This window comes from Frigoribacterium faeni, from assembly GCF_007988805.1.
Classification (GTDB): domain Bacteria; phylum Actinomycetota; class Actinomycetes; order Actinomycetales; family Microbacteriaceae; genus Frigoribacterium; species Frigoribacterium faeni.
The window spans coordinates 21,587-39,703 of sequence record NZ_BJUV01000016.1 but is presented as its reverse complement, the minus strand read 5'-3'; the positions used below and the strand labels follow the sequence as shown (position 1 = coordinate 39,703).

Annotated in this window: 18 protein-coding genes; 6 read left to right on the top strand and 12 right to left on the bottom strand. The window is 71.3% G+C overall.

Annotated elements, in window-relative coordinates; all coding sequences use genetic code 11:
- Positions 1-46: 46 nt before the first annotated feature.
- From FFA01_RS09080 to FFA01_RS09070, 3 genes are all read right to left on the bottom strand, one after another.
- Positions 47-1,633 carry a bifunctional phosphatase PAP2/diacylglycerol kinase family protein gene (locus FFA01_RS09080; protein ID WP_146855279.1) on the bottom strand — a complete coding sequence of 529 codons (1,587 nt, stop codon included), beginning with the start codon at positions 1,631-1,633 and terminating at the stop codon, positions 47-49.
- A 153-nt stretch (positions 1,634-1,786) separates the two neighbouring features.
- Positions 1,787-2,641 (bottom strand): NAD-dependent epimerase/dehydratase family protein, encoded by an 855-nt coding sequence (locus tag FFA01_RS09075; protein ID WP_146855277.1) that lies wholly within the window; start codon positions 2,639-2,641, stop codon positions 1,787-1,789.
- Positions 2,642-2,702: 61 nt separating this feature from the next.
- Complete coding sequence (locus FFA01_RS09070; RefSeq protein WP_146855275.1) at positions 2,703-3,152, bottom strand: DUF1810 domain-containing protein; 450 nt, start codon at positions 3,150-3,152, stop codon at positions 2,703-2,705.
- 97 nt (positions 3,153-3,249) lie between these two features.
- On the opposite strand from FFA01_RS09070, the gene FFA01_RS09065 reads away from it, so the two are divergent.
- Positions 3,250-4,338, top strand: coding sequence for a GNAT family N-acetyltransferase (locus tag FFA01_RS09065; RefSeq protein ID WP_146855273.1), 1,089 nt, complete (start codon positions 3,250-3,252; stop codon positions 4,336-4,338).
- A 97-nt stretch (positions 4,339-4,435) separates the two neighbouring features.
- On the opposite strand, the gene FFA01_RS09060 is transcribed toward FFA01_RS09065, so the two are convergent.
- The gene (locus FFA01_RS09060; protein WP_146855271.1) at positions 4,436-5,107 is read right to left on the bottom strand and encodes an SIMPL domain-containing protein; all 672 of its coding nucleotides are present in this window, start codon (positions 5,105-5,107) and stop codon (positions 4,436-4,438) included.
- A gap of 8 nt (positions 5,108-5,115) precedes the next feature.
- Positions 5,116-5,802 carry an alpha/beta hydrolase gene (locus tag FFA01_RS09055; RefSeq protein WP_146855269.1) on the bottom strand — a complete coding sequence of 229 codons (687 nt, stop codon included), beginning with the start codon at positions 5,800-5,802 and terminating at the stop codon, positions 5,116-5,118.
- Between the two features lie 164 nt (positions 5,803-5,966).
- On the opposite strand from FFA01_RS09055, the gene FFA01_RS09050 reads away from it, so the two are divergent.
- Entirely contained in the window at positions 5,967-6,509 is a 543-nt protein-coding gene (locus tag FFA01_RS09050) for an NUDIX hydrolase family protein (RefSeq protein ID WP_146855267.1), read from the top strand.
- A gap of 208 nt (positions 6,510-6,717) precedes the next feature.
- Positions 6,718-7,641, top strand: coding sequence for a hypothetical protein (locus tag FFA01_RS09045; RefSeq protein ID WP_146855265.1), 924 nt, complete (start codon positions 6,718-6,720; stop codon positions 7,639-7,641).
- A 402-nt stretch (positions 7,642-8,043) separates the two neighbouring features.
- Here FFA01_RS09045 and FFA01_RS09040 read toward each other — a convergent pair whose 3' ends face one another.
- The 5 genes from FFA01_RS09040 to FFA01_RS09020 all read right to left on the bottom strand — a co-directional run bounded on the left by FFA01_RS09040 (position 8,044) and on the right by FFA01_RS09020 (position 14,856).
- Entirely contained in the window at positions 8,044-8,352 is a 309-nt protein-coding gene (locus tag FFA01_RS09040) for an EthD domain-containing protein (RefSeq protein ID WP_146855263.1), read from the bottom strand.
- Positions 8,353-8,609: 257 nt separating this feature from the next.
- A complete protein-coding gene (locus FFA01_RS09035; protein WP_208720881.1) occupies positions 8,610-10,529 on the bottom strand; it encodes a DEAD/DEAH box helicase in 1,920 nt (639 codons plus the stop codon).
- A 455-nt stretch (positions 10,530-10,984) separates the two neighbouring features.
- Positions 10,985-11,503 carry a hypothetical protein gene (locus FFA01_RS09030; RefSeq protein WP_146855261.1) on the bottom strand — a complete coding sequence of 173 codons (519 nt, stop codon included), beginning with the start codon at positions 11,501-11,503 and terminating at the stop codon, positions 10,985-10,987.
- Between the two features lie 76 nt (positions 11,504-11,579).
- Positions 11,580-13,994: a glycoside hydrolase domain-containing protein gene (locus tag FFA01_RS09025; protein ID WP_167627329.1), complete on the bottom strand. Its 2,415-nt coding sequence runs from the start codon at positions 13,992-13,994 to the stop codon at positions 11,580-11,582.
- 13 nt (positions 13,995-14,007) lie between these two features.
- A complete protein-coding gene (locus tag FFA01_RS09020; protein ID WP_146855257.1) occupies positions 14,008-14,856 on the bottom strand; it encodes a hypothetical protein in 849 nt (282 codons plus the stop codon).
- A gap of 278 nt (positions 14,857-15,134) precedes the next feature.
- Between FFA01_RS09020 and FFA01_RS09015 the strand changes: the two genes are divergently transcribed.
- Both FFA01_RS09015 and FFA01_RS09010 read left to right on the top strand, forming a co-directional pair.
- Positions 15,135-15,614, top strand: a complete 480-nt coding sequence (locus FFA01_RS09015; RefSeq protein WP_146855255.1) for a hypothetical protein — start codon at positions 15,135-15,137, stop codon at positions 15,612-15,614.
- 125 nt (positions 15,615-15,739) lie between these two features.
- Positions 15,740-16,075 (top strand): hypothetical protein, encoded by a 336-nt coding sequence (locus FFA01_RS09010; protein WP_146855253.1) that lies wholly within the window; start codon positions 15,740-15,742, stop codon positions 16,073-16,075.
- 73 nt (positions 16,076-16,148) lie between these two features.
- Here FFA01_RS09010 and FFA01_RS09005 read toward each other — a convergent pair whose 3' ends face one another.
- Positions 16,149-16,835 carry a DUF1684 domain-containing protein gene (locus tag FFA01_RS09005; protein ID WP_146855251.1) on the bottom strand — a complete coding sequence of 229 codons (687 nt, stop codon included), beginning with the start codon at positions 16,833-16,835 and terminating at the stop codon, positions 16,149-16,151.
- A 129-nt stretch (positions 16,836-16,964) separates the two neighbouring features.
- Between FFA01_RS09005 and FFA01_RS09000 the strand changes: the two genes are divergently transcribed.
- The gene (locus FFA01_RS09000) at positions 16,965-17,465 is read left to right on the top strand and encodes a nucleoside deaminase (RefSeq protein ID WP_146855249.1); all 501 of its coding nucleotides are present in this window, start codon (positions 16,965-16,967) and stop codon (positions 17,463-17,465) included.
- Between the two features lie 70 nt (positions 17,466-17,535).
- Here the strand turns inward: FFA01_RS09000 and FFA01_RS08995 are convergent, their stop codons facing one another.
- Positions 17,536-18,024 carry a hypothetical protein gene (locus FFA01_RS08995; RefSeq protein ID WP_146855247.1) on the bottom strand — a complete coding sequence of 163 codons (489 nt, stop codon included), beginning with the start codon at positions 18,022-18,024 and terminating at the stop codon, positions 17,536-17,538.
- Positions 18,025-18,117: the final 93 nt, after the last annotated feature.

Below are 18,117 nucleotides of genomic sequence, written 5' to 3'. Positions count from 1 at the left end.
GTTCTCGGGGTGTGGCGCCGGTTTCGGGGTGTGGCGCCGAAGGCGGTCAGGCGCGGGGGCGGTAGACGCGCAGGGCGCGGGGCAGCAGACGCACGTCGTACCGGAAGCCCTCGCGCTCGGCCGACGCGGGCAGCGACGTGTCGCCCTCGCCGTCGTGGGCCACCGCCGGACGGCGAGCGGGCCCGACGGTCGCGCCGAACGACGCCGTGACCTCGGTCGAGAAGGCGGACGGCTCGGGCAGCAGGCCGAGGAGGCGCAGGGTCGTCGTGCTCCGCGGACCGAACGCCAGCGACGACAGCGCCCCGACGCGCCCGCGCCGGGTGTCGGACGAGAGGGTGCGCACCTCGAGGGCTCCGTCGTCGAGGGCACGGCGGCGCATCGGCGAGACCACGTCGTCGTCGTTGCGGCCGACCCCGACGAAGACCGACCACGCCGGACGCCGGACGCCGTCGCCATCGCGGTCGATCGAGATCGTGCGACCGCGCCGCAGGATCTGCACGCCCGCGACGAGGCCGGCCACGCGCTTGCCGAGCCGGTCCTCGAGGCGGTCGCGCTCGGCGAGGTAGTCGGCGTACACCCCCAGCGCGGTGGCGTTGATGGCGAGATGGTGCGCCTCGCCGTCGATGCTGACCGCGGCGACGTCGACTCGCGCCCCGGAGCCCGAGGTCAGCGCGGCGACGGCGGCGTCGACCGAGTCGGTGCCCACGGCCCGCGAGAAGTGGTCGAAGGTGCCGCCCGGCACGACGAGCAGCGGCAGGTCGTGCTCGATGGCGACCCGGGCCGCGGTCTCGACCGTGCCGTCGCCGCCGACGACGGCGAGCACCCGCGGAGGGGTGCGGCGACGCAGCTCGAACGCGACGATGTCGGAGAGGTCGGTGTCGCCGAGCGAACGGTAGCGCGCGTCGGGCAGTCGACGGCGCAGCAGGGCGACCGGGTCGCGGCGGCGCGCCGACCCCGACGAGCTGTTCGAGACGACCAGCACGCCCTCGCCCCGTGTCGACACGGGCAGGTCGATCGGGGTGCCGCCGAGCGTGGCGGGGCCCAAGGGATGCGCGGGCACGGGCAGCAGGAGGCGCCCGGCGACGGCGACGCCGGCCCCCAGCAGCGCCCCGCCCACCACGTCGGAGAGCCAGTGCGCCCCGACCTTCAGGCGCGAGTACGACACGGCGGCGGCGAGCGGCGCGAGCACGAGACCGGTCCGCGGCGACTCGAGCGCGACCCCCGTCACGAAGGCGACCGCGCTGGCGGTGTGACCGGAGGGGAAGGAGGCGCTGCGCGGCTGCCGACGCAGCTGACGGGCCAGGGGCACGTCGTCGAGCAGCGGGCGCGGGCCGCCCACCAGGTTCTTGCCGACCGCGTTGGCGATCAGGCTGGCCATGCCGAGCGAGAGCGCGCCGCGCGACCCCGCGCGTCGGTTGCCGAGCAGCAGCAGGCCCGCGGCGGTCGTCAGCCACAGCGTGCCGTGGTCGGCGGAGTGCGAGAGGCGCTTCCAGGCCCGGTCGGAGACGGGGTGCCGCTGCCGGCCGTTGATCAGGGTCGCCGCCGCCCGATCGACGCGACGGACCCCCATCGGCAGGGTGAAGACGGGGAGGAGCCGTCGCCGGGCGGCGGGGGCGTCGAGGTCGGGGAGCACGCGTCCACCGTACCCGCGCTCGCTCGACGGCCTCGCCGGGCAGGGGCCGTGACGCTCGGGGTGGTGACCCGAGCCGGCGGGGGAGGGCGCGCCTCCTCGGCTCCTGGGGACGACCGTCGGGCGCGGGTGCGGGCGCAGGCGCGAGCGCCGGCGTCAGGCGTGCCGCGTGCCCTGACCGCCGAGCACGGCCCGGTACCCCTCGCGGAACGTCGGGTACGCGAAGGCGAAGCCCGTCGATCGCAGCCGGGCGTTCGAGAGGCGCTTGTCGCCGCCCGCCTGCCGACCGATCGGAGGCGCCGTCGGCGGGGCGGGGACGCCCAGCTCGTCGGCCAGGAAGAGCAGCACGTCGTCGAGACGGGCGGGCTCGTCGTCCACTCCGAGATAGAGGCTCTCGGGCCGGGGGACGACGGTGGTCAGGTGCACGATGGCGGCGGCGGCGTCGTCGCGATGGATCCGGTTGGTGTGCGGCGACCCGCTCGGCGAGTCGGAGCGCGTGGCCCCGCCATCGCGGACCTGCTCGATCAGCCGCTCGCGCCCGGGCCCGTAGACCCCGCCGAGGCGGAAGAGCACCGAACCGGGCGCGCGTCCGCGCAGCAGCTGCTCGGCCTCGACCAGCACGTCCGCCGTCGGGGTGCCGCCCGTCGCCGGGGTCGTCTCGTCGACCTCGCTGCCGTCGGCGACGTCGTAGACGGCCGTCGACGAGACCATCAGGAGGCGCGGCTCGGCCCGCGAGGCGTCGATCCCGTCGAGCACGTGGCGCAGCCCCTGCACGTAGGTCGCCCGGTACTCGCCCGGCGTGCGGGTGCCCGCGGCCAGGGCGACGACCACGACCTCGGTGTCGTCGTCGACGACGGGCGTCTCGCGACGCAGATCGACCGAGCGCCCCTCGATCCGGCTGGGCAGCAGGTCGGCACGGCGGCGCAGGCCCACGACGCGGTGACCGTCGGCGGCGAACCGCAGACCCGCCTCGGTGCCCAGGTCGCCGCAGCCCGCGATCAGAACGCTCATCCGTCGAGACTAGCGAGGTGGGCGGTCCCGATCGCCCTCGCGCGCCTCCTCGGCTCCCGCGTCAGAGCAGGTCGAGCGTCGCCCGGTCGAGAGCGCCGTCGAAGTACGTCTCCAGCGCCCGCGCGAAGCGGGGCTCGGACGGGTCGGCCTGCGCGAAGAGCGTCAGCGACGAACGGGCCTTCATGGCGTCGACGCCGCCGAAGACCTGCTCGGCGTCGTGGGTCGGCAGGTCGAGCAGCGCGTCGACGCACTCGAGCAGACGGGGCCCGAGCAGCGGATGCGCGAGGTAGGCGCGGGCCTCGCCGATCGTCCCGACGGCGTAGCGGCGGGCGGTCGAGCTGCGACCCAGCCCCGCGATCTGCGGGAACACGAACCACATCCAGTGGCTGACCTTGCGGCCGTCGCGCAGCTCGGCGAGCGCCCGGTCGTAGGTGCCGTGCGCCTCCTGAGCGGAGACGAAGCGCTCGAGGTCGTGTCGGTCGAGCAGGTCGGCGTCGGGCGCATCGGTCATCGCTCTGTTCTACGCGCCACCGGACCCGCTAGTCTGGTCGGCTGCCCCGAGGGCGGCGCGCATCGACCGCACGCTCCTGCGGCCGGAAGGTCACGTCATGACATCCACCGACCCCGCACCGTTCGTCATCGAGCGCATCGCGATCCCCGCGTCCGTCGACGCACCCGACGCCGCCGACTTCGTCGAGACGGTGGCCGTCGAGAACGAGATCCGCGCCGACGCCCTCGGCTCGGACGAGATGGCGTGGCTGCCCGACGAGCAGCTGCCGAACTGGCTCGACTCGTACATGGACATGCGCTGGTTCGTCGTGCGCGACGGCGGACGCATCGTGGCGACCGGCTCGTACGAGACCCGGCTCGACGGCGACGCCGCGACCACGGCGTACGTCGACGTCACCGTGCTGCCGGCCTTCCGCCGCCGCGGCCTCGGCACGGCCCTCCTCGCGCACGTCGAGGAGGTCGCGCGCCGCGAGGGCCGGACGCAGCTGATCGCCTACGTGCGCTCGACGGGCGAGGCCGAGCCGCGCCTCCTGCCGCCGACGGGTGCCGGGTCGGTCGGGGCGGACGACGCCGCGACGCGGTTCCTGCGGGGCCACGGCTGGGTGCTGGGGCAGGTGATGCGGTGCAGCAGGCTGGCGCTGCCGGTCGATGAGGAGGCGCTGGGCGCGATCCGCGAGCGCGCCCGCGCCGCCGCCGGGGACGACTACCGGCTGCACACCTGGGTGGGACGCTCGCCCGACCGGTGGATCGCTGACCTCGCCGAGCTCGAATCGCGGATGAGCACGGACGCGCCCTCGGGCGGGGTGGACGAGCCGGAGGACGTCTGGACGCCCGAGCGGTTCCGCGACGCCGAGGAGAAGTCGCTGGCGGGGCCGCGGACGCGCTTCACCGCGGTCGTCGAGCACGTCCCGTCGGGGCGGCTGGCCGGCTTCAGCCAGGTGGAGGCGCCGGCCGACCGGTCGCGGCCCGCGTTCCAGCAGGACACCCTGGTGCTGAAGGAGCACCGCGGGCACCGGCTGGGCTGGCTGCTCAAGGTGGCCACCACCGACCTGCTGACCGCGGAGCGCCCGGGCCACCCGGGGATCTTCACGTTCAACGCCGAGGAGAACCGCCCGATGCTCGACGTCAACGAGGCCGTCGGCTTCGTCCCCTTCGAGTACGAGGGGGTGTGGAGCAGGAAGCTCTGAGGCGCCGCGTCCGCGGCGGGGCGCGGCGTCCGGTGTGGGGGCCCGGGGTCCGACGGGTGCGCGGGGTCCGACGGGCGCGCGGTGGGGCGCCCGGGCGTCAGGCCGTGAAGTCGGCGCTGATGCTCGCGGTGACCTCGATGTCGTCGGGTTGCAGGTCGAACGTCGTCGAGCCCTGACCCGCGCCCCAGGTCGACATCATCGCGGCCCGGGCGACGCCGAAGGGCATGGCGCCGGTGCCGCCGTCACCGGGACGCAGGCCCGGCTCGTACACGGCCGCGAGCACGGGGGTCCCGAGCCCCAGCGCCTCGGCGTAGTCCGCCGCCCGGGCGACCGCGTCCGCGATCGCCGCGACCCGTGCGGCCCGCTCGACCTCGGCCCGTCGCTCGTGGCCGAGCGACCACTCGATGCCGTCGATCGAGACGCCCTCGACGTGGGCGAGCTCGCCGACCCACTCGGTGAGCGCGGCGAAGTCCTGGAAGCGCACGTCGATCGTCGACCGCGTGCGGTACCGGACCGAGGAGGCGCGGCTCCCGTCGCCGACGCCCGGCTCGGTCACGAGGCTGACCGACACCGACTGCGCGCTCCACCAGGTCGCCGCGCCCTGCCGGCGCAGGGCGGTGGCACGGTCGCTGACGCGGTTGTGCACGGCCATGCTCTCGTCGACCACGGTCGGGCGGTCGTCGCCCTCGAAGCCGATCGAGAGATGCAGCACGCCGCGCTCGGCGTGGTGGCGGTGCGTGACGGAGCCGGAGACGGCGAGCGTGGCCATGGTGCTCCCTAGAGGACGACGTCGGTGCTGTCGGGTGCCTGGGTGCTGTCGGCGGTGACCGGGTTCGTCACCCGGGAGATGAACGCGTTGAGGTCGTCGAGCTCGTCCTGCGAGACGCCGTGCGCCAGCCCCGGGTAGATCGCGAGCTCGGCGTCGGCGTGCTCGCCCAGCCACTCGGTGGTGCGGGTCACGGCGTCGATCGGGATGACCTGGTCGGCGTCGCCGCGACCGTAGAAGACGGCGGGGCGGACCCGGGCGAGCTCGGCGTCGCGCTGCTCGGCGGCGGGGTCGGGCACGACGAAGCCGGCGAGCACGGCCGCGAACGTGAAGCGCTCGGGAGCGTGCCGGAGCAGCTGCAGCGACAGCGAGCCGCCCTGCGAGAAGCCCAGCAGGCTGATGCTCGGGTGGGTGTCGCCCAGCGTGTCGAGCCAGGCCAGGACGGCGGCGGCGGCCTCGTCGACCGGCTCGGGGTCGGGCGAGCCCGGCGTCGTCAGGGGGTACCACGAGAAGCCGTCGCCGTGCCCGAGCGGAGCCCGGAGCGACGCGATGGCGAACGCCTGCGGCAGGTAGGGCGCGAGACCGATCAGGTCGCCCTCGTGCGAACCGACCCCGTGCAGCAGGACGAGCAGCGGTCGCCCGTCGCGCTCGGACTCGTCGACGGACCACTGGATGAGGGAGGGATCGATCTGCACCATGGACCGAGCCTAGCCAGCGGGGCCGATCGTGGCGCGCCTCCTCGGTGCACCGTGGGCGATCGCCCGTCGGGGCGGCTCCTCCACAGGCGGTCGCGACCGGTCGGCAGTGTTCGCCCGTAGCGTTTCGTCACGCGGCCGTCACACGGGATTGGTAGACATGCCCCATGAGCTCCGTGCAGACCCCCGACCCCAATCCCGGCTGGCTCTCCGAAGAGGAGCTCTTCCAGGCGCGGCAGCGGCTGCCGATCCTCTACGTCGAGGCCGTCCCCGTGCGGGTCGACGGCATGGGCGTCGTCACCGAGGTGGGCGTGCTGCTGCGGGCCTCGCCCGAGGGGTCGATGTCGCGCATGCTCGTGTCCGGGCGCGTCATGTACGGCGAGAGCCTGCGCACCGCTCTGTTCCGCCACCTCGAGAAGGACCTCGGGCCGATGGCGTTCCCGCAGCTGCCCGCGTCGCCGGTGCCGTTCCAGGTCGCCGAGTACTTCCCGCTGCCCGGCACGTCGGTGTACACCGACGCCCGCCAGCACGCGGTGTCGCTCGCCTACGTCGTGCCCGTCACGGGCACCTGCGATCCCCGCCAGGACGCCCTCGAACTCACCTGGCTGACCCCTCACCAGGCCGCCAGCGACGAGGTCGCCGCCGAGATGGAGGGCGGCCGCGGGGCCCTGCTGCGCAGCGCCCTCGCCTCCGTCGGCGCGCTGCACTAGCCCCCCTAGAGCCGCGCCGCACCCCTCAAGCCGCACCGCCCGCTGAACCCGCGCCGCCCCGCACCCCTGAAGCCGCGCTCCACCCCGGAAACCGCGCCACACCCCTGGGTCTCGGGGTGCAGCGCGGATTCCGGGGTGCAGCGGCTTCTCTCCACAGGCCGAGAGGCGCGGGTGGCGCACGCAGGATCACGCGCGTCATGCTTCTTCCGTGCACCATGGAACCGAACTGATCATCCGTCGAGAGAGCGTCATCGCGGCGGGCGGCGACAGCTCCTCGCTCGAGCGTGACGCCCGGCGAGGCCTGCTGCGACGGCTCGCGCCCGGTGTCTACGCGCCCACCCCGGCCTGGCAGGCGCTCACTCCCGTGCGACGTCACGTGGCACGAGTGCAGGCGGTGGTGCCCCGACTCGGCGATGACGTCGCGGTCTCGCACGAGTCGGCGTTGGCGCTGCGCGGCTTCCCGCTGCTCGGAGACTGGCCGGAGCGCGTCCACGTGGTGAATCCCCGTCGCGATCACGACAAGGTGGGCCCCTGGTCCCACCAGCATGCGGCACCACTCGTCGGCGAGGAAGTCGAGGTCGTCGGCGGCCTGCGGGTGGTCGCGGCGCGTCGTGCCGCCGTCGACGTCGTCCGGCGGCGTGACCTCGCGGGCGGCGCCGTGATCCTCGACCACGGGCTGCGGGTCGGCGCCTTCACGCGGGAGGACCTCCAGGCGGTGGTCGCGTCGCGTCGACGCGTGCCCGGGATCCGTCGCGCAGCGGCCGCGGTGGCCTTCGCCGACGGCCGTTCCGACTCGCCGGGCGAGTCCCTGAGTCGCGCCGTGATCCACCTGGCGGGTCTCACGATGCCCGAGCTGCAGGTCCGGTTCCCCCCGGCGGGGCCGCTCGTGGGGATCGTCGACTTCTGGTGGCCCGAGTTCGGCGTCGTGGGCGAGTTCGACGGCGAGGTCAAATACCGCACCGCGGACATGTTGCGGGGTCGAACGCCCGAGCAGGTCGTCATCGACGAGAAGCGGCGCGAGGACGCCCTGCGGTCGATGCCGGGCGTGAGAGCGGTCGTGCGGTGGAACTGGGCCGACGCGATGCGCGCGGAACCCCTGCTCGCGGCCCTGCGTCGAGCCGGCGTCCGCTGAGCCCCCGAGCCCGACGCCGCCCCCTCCCCGAGCCCGGCGCCACACCCCCGAGCCCGGCGCCACACCCCGAACTCGGCGCCGCACCCCGCACGAACCCGACGCCGCACCCCGAACTCGGCGCCGCACCCCAAGTGATCAGGGTGCAGCGCCGGAAACAGGGTGCAGCCCGGCGCCACACCCCGAGCCCGGGGCCACACCCCGAACTCGGCGCTACACCCCGAGTGAACGGGGTGTAGTGCCGGAAACGGGGTGCAGCCCGGGGCCGCACCGCGTGCCCGGGGCCGCACCCGGAACCCGGCGCCGCCCCCCGAACTCGGCGCCGCACCCGGAACTCGGCGCTACACCCCGAGTGAACGGGGTGTAGCGCCGAAGACGGGGTGCACGAGCGGCACGACGGTCGGGCTAGACGGCCTCGATGTTGGTGAACAGCGCCTTGACGCCGGCGGCCCCGAGCTCGAACACGGTGGGGAAGAACGCGCCCGCCTCGGGGGTCTGCACCGCGGCGCTCGCCGTGTCGTAGTCGGCGAAGTAGAGGTCGAGCGTGCGATAGGCCGGCGTCTCGCTGCCGTCCTCCTTGGGCCAGACCTTGCCCGATTCGATGCGCTCGAGACCCGGGAGGGCCTTGGCGAGCTCGAGCGAGTGGGGGAACCCCGCCTCGAACGCGCCCGGATCGGTCGGGTTGTCGAAGATGATCGTGATCTTGGTGGGCATCGCCGGGACCTCTCGTCGGGGTGCGGGTACGAGCTACCCGCGACCGTCAGCGAACTCGGGCCCGCTTGGCGTGGGCTGGATGCACGCCGTGCCCTGGCCGCACAGCGAAGAACCCCGGATACGACGATGAACCCCGAGAGAACGGGGTTCATCGTCGCATCCGGGGTTCATGGCCGCGGCGCGCGCAGGGCGGCGACGTCAGCTCAGGAGGCGCGGGTCGTCATCGCGGACGACCCGCCACCCAGCGGGGTCGCGTCTCAGCGACCGCCGCGCTGGCCGCCGCCCGTGCGCGCCTTGCCGCCGACGAGCCCGCCGACCTTGAGCGTGCCGGGACGGCCGCCCTCGGACGAGGCGCGGCGTCCGCCGGAGCGCTGGCCGCCGTCGCGCGAACCGGCGTCGCGCGAACCGGCGTCGCGCTGGCCGCCCTGCGAGGCGGCGAACTCGGCCTGGTCGTTGCGCACGGCGTTGGTGCGGCTCTGGCCGCCGTCGCTCTGGGCGCGGCGTCCGGTCTGGCGGGTACCGCGGACCTCGTCGCGGCCGCCGTCACGGCCGCCGCGCGAGTCCTCGCGGACCGGGGTCACGGCGCCGCGGCCGGACTCGGTCGAGTAGAAGGTCGAGGCGCCACCGCGGGGCGCGGCGTCGCGGCGCGAACCGCCGTCGCGGCCGCCCTGACGTCCGCCGTCACGCGAGCCGCCCGAGCGGGCTGCGCCGTCGCGACCGCGACCGGCGTCGGATCCGCGACCCGCGCCTCCCTGGCCCTGACGGGTCGAGCCGCCGGCGGAACCGGCTGCGGGGCGACCCGAGCGGTCCTGGCGGGCGATGGGGTTGCCCTGCGAGTCCTGGCGGGCGGCGCGCTTGCGCTGCGCGTTGGCGCCCTGCGAGCGACCGCCGCCACCCTGCTGCTGCTGGACGGCGGCGCGGGGAGCGGGCTTGACGTAGGCGGCGACCTCGCCGACCAGCGCGGCTACCTCGGGCGAGGACGGCACGACGGCGGTGATGGTCGGGCGGATGTCGGCCTTCTTCATCAGCTGGGCGACGTCGCGCTTCTGGCTGGGGATGACGAGGGTGACGACGTCGCCCTCGGCGCCGGCGCGGGCGGTGCGGCCCGAGCGGTGCAGGTACGCCTTGTGCTCGGTGGGCGGGTCGACGTGGATGACGAGCTCGATGTCGTCGACGTGCACGCCTCGGGCGGCGACGTCGGTGGCGACGAGCACGCGGGCCGAGCCGTCCTGGAAGGCGGCGAGGTTGCGGTCGCGCTGCGGCTGCGAGAGGTTGCCGTGCAGGTCGACGGCGGGGATGCCGGCGTCGGTCAGCTTCTTGGCGAGCTTCTTGGCGTGGTGCTTGGTGCGCATGAAGAGGATGCGACGGCCCTTGCCGCCGGCGAGCTTCTGCACGAGGGCGTTCTTGCTGTCGACGTCGGGGGTCTCGAAGACGTGGTGGGTCATCTTGGCGACGGGCGAGTTGGCCTCGTCGACCGAGTGCAGCACCTCGTTGTGGAGGAACTGCTTGACCAGCTTGTCCACGCCGTTGTCGAGCGTGGCGCTGAAGAGCAGACGCTGACCGTCGGTCGGGGTGGCCTTCAGGATGCGCGTGACGCCGGGCAGGAAGCCCAGGTCGGCCATGTGGTCGGCCTCGTCGAGCACGGTGATCTCGATGGCGTCGAGCTTGACGAAGCCCTGCTTCATGAGGTCCTCGAGGCGGCCGGGGCAGGCGATGATGATGTCGACGCCGGCCTTGAGGGCCTGCACCTGACGGTTCTGCGAGACGCCGCCGAAGATGGTGGTGGTGCGCATGCCGTAGGCCTCGGCGAGCGGGGCGAGCACGGCGTCGATCTGGGTGGCGAGCTCGCGGGTGGGGGCGAGCACGAGGCCGAGGGGGCGGCCGGCGCGGCGGTTGCCGCCGGCGAGCTTGCCGCCGAGGCGCGCCGCCATGGGGATCGAGAAGGCGAGGGTCTTGCCGGAGCCGGTCTTGCCGCGGCCGAGCACGTCGCGGCCGCCGAGGGTGTCGGGCAGGGTGTCGACCTGGATCGGGAACGCGGTGGTCTTGCCCTCCGCTGCGAGGGACTTCAGGATCGGGGCGGGCACGCCCAGCGAGCTGAAGGTGACGGCGTCGGCCGTCTCGTCGACGGTCGAACCGGCGGCGGTGGTGTTCTCGGTGTCGAGAGTGTTCGTTGACATGTGGTGCACCTTTCGGGGCATCGGTGTCGAGCCGGGCCAGGCTGCGTGACCACCGTGTCGGGCGACGACGTCGTGCTGACGTGTTCGCGCGAGGGCGGGGCAGTGCCGGGAGAACGGCTGTCGTAGCCGGGCTCGAGATGTGGCGACGGTGCAGGTGTGCACGATCGTTTCGCCGCAGAGTGAGCTTCGCGCGCCTGCTGGGCTGCCTGGGTGTGTGCCAGGACGGGAGAGGCGGGGAGGGGCGTGCTACGACGCAGGGAGCCGGTCAGGCCGACTCGCAAGTGATCCAAGCCTAGCGGAGGCACGCGGAAAGCGCGACGGGGGTGCCGAGGAGGGGCGGGTCGAGTCGCGACGCCGCGCGCGAAGCGGATCCCGGTCGCCGGTGGAGCGCGGAGCACGTCGGCAGGGAGGCCAACGGTCGTGAGCAAAGGTCGACCAGCTGTACTCCCCCTCGATCACCAGATTCGGACCGTTGGCAGGAGCTCGGCCAACAGGCACCCGTCAGAGAGTTTGAGGAGAACAACAGCTGGGACGGCGATCGTCAGCATGGCCGTCACGAAACCGATGGCGCGACCATGTTTCCGTGTCAGGGGCTCCAGAGGCGTGCGTCGGCTGAGTACGAGGGCGGCCCCGAACCACAGAAGTGGCGGGATGGCCGGAGTCAGGTGTATGGCCACGCCGACGCCGGGCGACGGCATCTGTTGGATCTCCTCCCATGACAGGAGTACCTCGATGCCGACGACGAGGGAGATGGGGAGCAGGGCGAGCAGGACGAAGCCGATCTGCAGGATGAACCAGGCTCGTGGCTGGGATGTCGCCCAACCTCCTACCGACATCGATCCCCACAGGGGGAGCCATGAGGTCGTCACGACGGCCGCCAGCATGGGTTCGAAGCGAGCATCAGCGGCGACCCTGTGGCACCCGTCGGTCAGGACCAGCATGAAGGAGACCCAGTTGATGGCGTTGGCCTGCACGAGGGAGCAAGCGGCACCAGTGAATGCGACGAGGGCTGACCAAATCCATCTTCGATCGAGCGGCCTTGCCCTGTGATTAGTCATCAATCGACAAAATTCCTGATAGCGAAATGAACCCTCGACTGATCTGTGCTAATTCGGACTCGATCGGACGACGTACATTGAGGAACTGGCCGACGGGATAATCGATCCAGAATTTCTGGCTTGTAAAAAGATTATCAATGCAAGCCTCTATTTCGGTACTCGTGTTCGAGCTTCCGAATCGCTCGGTCAGGAAGGTTTCTCGACGCCATGACGGCTGCTCCAGCGACGCAGTGCGGATCTTGCGGATGACATCCGGAAGTGGCCGATCAGGTGTATCAATTAAGCGGTAGGCGACCAGTTGGGCATCTATATCAGCGTTAAGATCCTCCCGTGAGAAACCGTTTGAACGGTTTAGCTTCATATCTCCGGGGTCTTGAAGGCTATCGATGTCCTTCTGGTCGGCGCCGATACGTGTCGACATCCATGTCTCAGCATCGTGGGGGTACCCGGCTCGGCTTGCCTCGACGTAGTCGTTCCATGCCTGAACCAGATCAAGACCCCAACCGCCCAAATCAGCCCAGCCGACGGCGCGCGTGCTTCTGGGCTTACCCCAGCTAAGGATGCCCCGGCAGGAGGCGGCGAAGTGTGGAGTGTCAAAGTGTGGGTAGCTGGGGATCGACAGTAAGTGTGATGTCCGTGCGATTGCTTGCCTTGCTCGCGTGATTTCCGCGTATGTGGCTGCATTATCGCTCCCAAGTACGATCGGCGTAAACGCCTGCCACTTAATATCCCAGTATGAATTTCGATGGAGCTCGTGAAGAACGACGTCGTTGATGTGCATGCCGAAGAGGCGGTTTCCGGCCCCTAGTTCGACTTGATGGCTCCATTCCGTGTACTGCCAGAAGTACGATTCGTCAAACGAGCGTGGACTGCCTTCGGCCCCGATTGTCGGTGTCGGCAGAACCTGCTCGCGCCCCACGGGGTCGGCTCGACTGGATGCGATGTCCTTGTCCAACTCGAGGCTCGTCGCGCCGGAGGTGAGCTTGTACTCGAGCACCTGGTCGTATGCCCAGTTGTTGGGCAGGGGGAACCCGAGGTTCCCGCTGTATCCGGTCGACATCCCACTGACGAAGGAGCTCGCGGCGAGACCGGCCTCGGAGACCTGTGAGCAGACGTTTCGTGTGCCGTAGATGCCGACTCTGTATTGGACGAGGCGAGACGAGGCGACTCCGCGGGCGATGCCGCGGAAGTAGGGAATTATCAGGGCTGGGATCTCAGTGGCCGTCGCGTCGTAGTCGACGGCGAAGAAGATGGTCGTGCCGGCCGTGAATCCGAGGTTGCGGGCCCGTTTGACGGCAGCCACTGCTTGCCCGTAACCGGCTGCCTCGGTGAAGTATCCGGGCGCATTGTTCCATTCTTGGAAGATGGGGAAGACCTTCAGCCCCGCATCGACGATGACGTCCAGCTCGCCGGGTGCGATCCGCTTCGCGGCCACCGACAAGTACCGCCCGACAGTGTTGTAGCCATGTGCCTTGAGAAGAGCGGCCGTGGCAGGCGTCAGAACCGTCGATGCATCGGCGGCCGTGCCAGGCCTGCTCGTGTCACCGGTGCTCACGAGAAGCGACGCCCAAGTCCGGAAATCGCCCGCGCCGGTCGTGCTCAACTCGGCGAACGACTGGAACGACCGCACGACTGCAGCCGTGGAGTCGCCGAACACGCCATCGAAGGGGGCTTCGTAGCCGTTGAACGTCAGCGCTGCCTGGAAGAGACGCACGAAGGATCGCGTCGTGTCTCGAGAGCCCGACGAGACGAGCCCCTTGCGTTTGATCCCGGCTTGGGTTCCCGGTCCGAAGTTCCCATTCGCCACGCCGTCCACCATGTCGACTTCGTACTGAAGAGCGAGCATCAGCCCACGCTGCACGTCTCGAGAGAAGATGCCGTCACAGGGAACGATGAAGAAGTCCTGACGTGAGTGATAGCGCGAATTCATCCACTTCTGGATGTCACGGATAGCCGTGGTTCCACTCCCGACGCGCTTGTACGCGTCCATCGTGAGAAGACTCTTGAAGGTTTTGGGGGCCAGGGATGCCGTGGGCGGCAGTCCCATGTCCGCCTTCATCTCCATGATCCCCGTAGCGACGTCCGGCGAGAACGATCCGAAAGTCGCACCACCTTTGTAGCCCTTGCACCAGAGGCCGCATTGCGCAAGTGCCGTGATCGCCCGATGCGACGCGGCGTTCGTCGTCGTCAGCGAGCCGACCTTGGAGGTCAAGGTCGACATAGTCGTCGGACCGAACGAGTCCGATTTCGCCGAGATGCCTAATTCGTGCTGGAGAGCGCGGGTCAGCGCGAACATCGTCGACCAGCCGGTCTGGCCGTCGACGGTGAGCCGCGTGAACCACGAATGGTGTCCGTAGGTATCGTTCAGGTGCTTTTGGGCTCGTTCGACTTCGAGGTCTCTGAACATGGAGGGTTCGCTTTCAGATCGTGCCGGTGGCGGCGTCGGGGGCGAGTGGATTTCCCGATGAGGAGATGTCGACGGCCGAGTCGCTCGTCGTGGTGCGGCGCCGCTCGGCTGCATTCTCCGGAGCTCGGAGGGTGACGGTCGCCATGTGCAGTGAGTCGACACGGGGTTCGGTTCGCCCGCGACGTACGGGGTCGACGAAGACGAGCATCAGCGTCGACTGAGCGGCCACTTCGTCGGGCGTCGTGACGTCGAACAGGTACGCGCCGCCGTCGCGGCGGAGAGAGGTTCCGAACCGGGCGAGCTCGGCGGGCTCGTCGTCGATCATCACCGACGCGAGCACGGGCGGAGAAGTGATCGTACCGTCGAGCGTGACAGTGACGACGGCCCGCTCGGGAATCGCCTGCGGGCCTATGCTCCGACATCGGATGACGGTCGGTACGCGGTACTGGCGCGTCGCTCCTGCTTGGCTGACGGCCACGTCGGCCCAGCCGGCGGAGACCTCAGCGCCCCAGGCGCGCGAGAGAGGTGTTGTGGAGGTCGTGCCCCAGGTCGCTCGGACCACGGCGTCGCCAGCGGAGGAGACGGTCACGGTCGTGTCCGTGACGGGTGCCAAGTCCTCCGCCGGATATCTGTTGGCAGGTGCGAGAGGGATGGAGACCTCAGCGTCACCCTGCCCCATTGCAGCTGTGTCGATCTGGAACGCGAGAACGGACCTCGACGGAGAGATGATGGTCGGTGCCGGGGTCTCGATGTAGAGCGTTCCGTCGTCGTTGATCAGTGTGACGCCGTCCGAGACGTCATAGAGGCGCGGGTCGAACTCGAGACTCAGTGACAGTGGCTCCGCGTCGATGTTCGAGAGCACGATGCTGCGAGGGCAGCGGATCGTGTCTTCGGAGGTGAAGCCGGCCGCGAAGACGTCGATCGTACGGAACTCGACCGATGTCATCTCCAGGCCCGGTGACGTGCTCTCGCCGTCCTCTGAGGATGCTCGGGCGGGTGCCCCAGTGGACGCGTCACCTGCTGCGCCCACGACGAACGGCATCGCCGCACCCAGTGTGGCCACGCCGAGCAGTTGGCGTCGTGAGACATGTGCAATGAACATGCTGGACAGTATGCCTAACGTGCGATAGGAATACCACCATGATTGTCTCTCGATCCCAGGACCTTCCCCAGAACGCGCACAGCTACGACGACGCGACCCTCCAGTGCGCCGAGTCCAGTCGATCCAGGCACCGCTCCGGACGAGGTGCTGCCGTCCTCGCCTTGACGGCCCTGGTGGGCGCCCTCGGCATCGCGCCCGTCGCGGAGGCGCACGGCGCCCCACCCCAGGCGAGGCATTACTCGTCGGTCGTGTACGAGAAGACCTGCGGCCCGAATCGGACCGTCAAGGCCCACGTCGAGTCCTTTGCGCACTACACCGAGATCACCTATTGGCGACTGCCCGGCGTCACGGGAAGACGAACCGTCGCGGGCACGATCGGGGGCCACACCAACAAGAACGTGAACACGGGGTACCAGTCGGCTCGGGTGCTCGTCGTCGCGACCTCCGGCACGGTCTACGCCGCTACAGCCCTGTCGTGCGTCGCGACGGGGGGCGCTCGAACGGCCCCTGCGTCATGACGAGCCGCACACGCGCCCGACGGCTGTGGGCGGCTCTCACTGCTGTCGCTTCCCTCGCGACCGTCAGCGCCTGTGGCACGGACATCGTCACGGAAGACGTCGCAGCCACTCCTCCGGCGACGTGGATGACCGACTCGCCCGAAGCCGAGTCGGTCTCCGCCGCCTGGGTCGCCGGAGGGGGCCGCGACGATGATCCGCTCGACCTCATCTCGCTCCACGTGCGGCGAGAGACCGTCGTGGCGATCGTCGCCGCGAACAGCCTCGAGAACTCGCGTCAGGCAGACGCCCTCTGCAACGACCTCTACGCGGCCGCCCTCGACGCCGACGCCGCCGTGCACGGGGCCGTCGTCGCGGACGAGGCCGACATCCGGCTGTCCTACCGCGATGACGCGGCAGGCGACGACGAGTGCCTCAGTGCCCGACCACGAGAAGAGGACCCTGAGGCCACCGGTCCTCCGTGATGACGATCGGCGGCCCTGAGCCGGCCTCGGGGGTGCTCAGGAAGCGGCGCGACGCCTCCTGGCGCACGACGCCTCAGCGAACCCGCCCGTAGCGCTCGCCGACGGGGATCTCCACCGCGACGGTGTTGCCCGGCTGGGCGAGGGGGCAGGCCCAGGCGGGGTCGTACGCGCAGCTCGGGTTGTAGGCGAAGTTGAAGTCGAGCACGATCGTTCCGGGCACCGAGCCCTCACCCAGATCGGCGCCCTTCACCGAGTCGATCAGGTAGCGTCCGCCGCCGTACGTCCCCCCGGGCTTGCCGGCCAGGGCGTCCTTCACCGGCACGAACAGCCCGCCGCCGTACTGCACCAGCTTCCAGACATCGAGACGGCCCACGCCCGGGACGTCCGCCACCCCCACCAGGTCGAACTGGACGTCGCCGTCGGTCCCGGTCTCGACCACCATGCGCCGCGTCTCGACGGGCTCGACGGGCACCTCGAACCGCCACGCCGGGTCGTACGGGGCCGTGGGCAGGCCGGTGAAGTCGGGCCGGTCCTCGGGCAGCAGCGGCGTCGACGGGTGCGTCGTGAACAGGCCGTCGCGCGTGCGGCGCCAGAGATCGTGCGCCGAGGCGAGGTCCGTCGCGTCGCGGACCTCCCGGTAGAGCCCGTGGATCGTGCGGCGCCACGACGCGATGTCGAGCGCGGACCGCGCGGCCGAACGAGGGGAGTCGTCGGAGTCGGAGAGCGGAGGAGTCGAGGAGGCACGGGTCGGGTCGGTCACGCACCTCACCGTACGCAGCCCCCGCGTCCGGTGCCCGCGCCTCCTTCACAGCCCGTCCGCCGTCCACCGCTCGTGCCCGCCCAGCGCACGGCGGGTCGCCCCGTCGGCGGTCGTCGCTACGCTCGGCCCATGAGCGACACGACCGCCCCCGACCCCACCGTCAGCCCCGCCGACCTCGAGCTGCTGCACGAGGCGATCGCGATCGCCCAGCGCGCCCGCGACCACGGCAACCACCCGTTCGGCTCGTTGCTGCGCACCGCCGGCGGCGAGGTCGTCGAGGCCGAGAACACGGTCGTCACGGAGGGCGATCCGACCGGGCACGCCGAGACCGGGCTCGTCCGCCTCGTCGCGCGGCGATTCGACAAGGCGACCCTCAAGGGCGCGACGCTCTACACGAGCACCGAGCCGTGCGCGATGTGCGCCGGGGCCATCCACTGGGCCGGCATCGGGCGCGTGGTCTACGCGCTCGCCGAGCAGCAGCTGCTCGGCATGGTCACCGAGCAGGAGGGCGAGGCCACCCTCGACCTGCCCTGCCGCGAGGTCTTCGCCCGCGGCGGCGACGCCGTGTCCGTCTCGGGCCCGGCCCTGTTCGAGGAGGCGTCGGCGGTGCATGCCGGCTTCTGGTCGTAGCCTCCGCCGCGAGGGCGGACGGGCGGGCTCGGGAGCCGGGCGGGCTCGGGAGCCGGGCGGTGTGCCGGCCTCAGGCGTGCTTGGGGTGCGTGGGCGCTCCGCGCCAGGTGGGGGCGAGGGCCTTCATGCGCAGGGCGCGCCACTGCCAGGTCAGCCAGAGACCCGGCCAGAGTGCGACGCCCAGCGGCCCGGCGTGGAACTCGAGGCGGTCGCGCAGCAGGGTGCCGTTCGCCCCGTCCGGGGTGACGGCCATGCGGTGGTTGATGCGCATCCGAGCGAACTGCCCGCTCGTCCCGCGGCCGGTGTCGCGCTGGATCCAGGCTCCGTCGCGTTCGTGCCAGTCGAGGTCGACGTGGGTGCTGCCGAGCGGGAGCAGGCCGAGGATGCGCGCCGAGACCGGGTGCGCCTCCTCGGTCCAGCGAGACGGGAACCCGTCGGGCGCCTCCGAGCGGTAGACGACCAGGGGCTTCGTCACGGCCACCATCACGCGGGGGTCGCGCAGGGCGTCCGTCGCGACGTCGACGGGGCAGGCGAGGCGGAGCTTGAGCTGCACGTGCATGACCCGATCCAACTCCCGCGGGCTGAGGGCGGTGCGGCCGGGCGCGGCTCCCGGGCCGGGTCGCCCCGGCCGCGGACGTCACGGCGCGTCACG

Bases quoted from the DNA above. Each gene is read 5' to 3' on its own strand.
- FFA01_RS09070 (WP_146855275.1), bottom strand. From the start codon at position 3,152: ATGACCGATGCGCCCGACGCCGACCTGCTCGACCGACACGACCTCGAG.
- FFA01_RS09025 (WP_167627329.1), bottom strand. From the start codon at position 13,994: ATGTTCAGAGACCTCGAAGTCGAACGAGCCCAAAAGCACCTGAACGAT.
- FFA01_RS09040 (WP_146855263.1), bottom strand. From the start codon at position 8,352: ATGCCCACCAAGATCACGATCATCTTCGACAACCCGACCGATCCGGGC.
- FFA01_RS09060 (WP_146855271.1), bottom strand. From the start codon at position 5,107: ATGGCCACGCTCGCCGTCTCCGGCTCCGTCACGCACCGCCACCACGCC.
- FFA01_RS09000 (WP_146855249.1), top strand. From the start codon at position 16,965: ATGAGCGACACGACCGCCCCCGACCCCACCGTCAGCCCCGCCGACCTC.
- FFA01_RS09075 (WP_146855277.1), bottom strand. From the start codon at position 2,641: ATGAGCGTTCTGATCGCGGGCTGCGGCGACCTGGGCACCGAGGCGGGT.
- FFA01_RS09010 (WP_146855253.1), top strand. From the start codon at position 15,740: ATGACCGACTCGCCCGAAGCCGAGTCGGTCTCCGCCGCCTGGGTCGCC.
- FFA01_RS09035 (WP_208720881.1), bottom strand. From the start codon at position 10,529: ATGTCAACGAACACTCTCGACACCGAGAACACCACCGCCGCCGGTTCG.
- FFA01_RS09065 (WP_146855273.1), top strand. From the start codon at position 3,250: ATGACATCCACCGACCCCGCACCGTTCGTCATCGAGCGCATCGCGATC.
- FFA01_RS09050 (WP_146855267.1), top strand. From the start codon at position 5,967: ATGAGCTCCGTGCAGACCCCCGACCCCAATCCCGGCTGGCTCTCCGAA.
- FFA01_RS09015 (WP_146855255.1), top strand. From the start codon at position 15,135: ATGATTGTCTCTCGATCCCAGGACCTTCCCCAGAACGCGCACAGCTAC.
- FFA01_RS08995 (WP_146855247.1), bottom strand. From the start codon at position 18,024: ATGCACGTGCAGCTCAAGCTCCGCCTCGCCTGCCCCGTCGACGTCGCG.
- FFA01_RS09055 (WP_146855269.1), bottom strand. From the start codon at position 5,802: ATGGTGCAGATCGATCCCTCCCTCATCCAGTGGTCCGTCGACGAGTCC.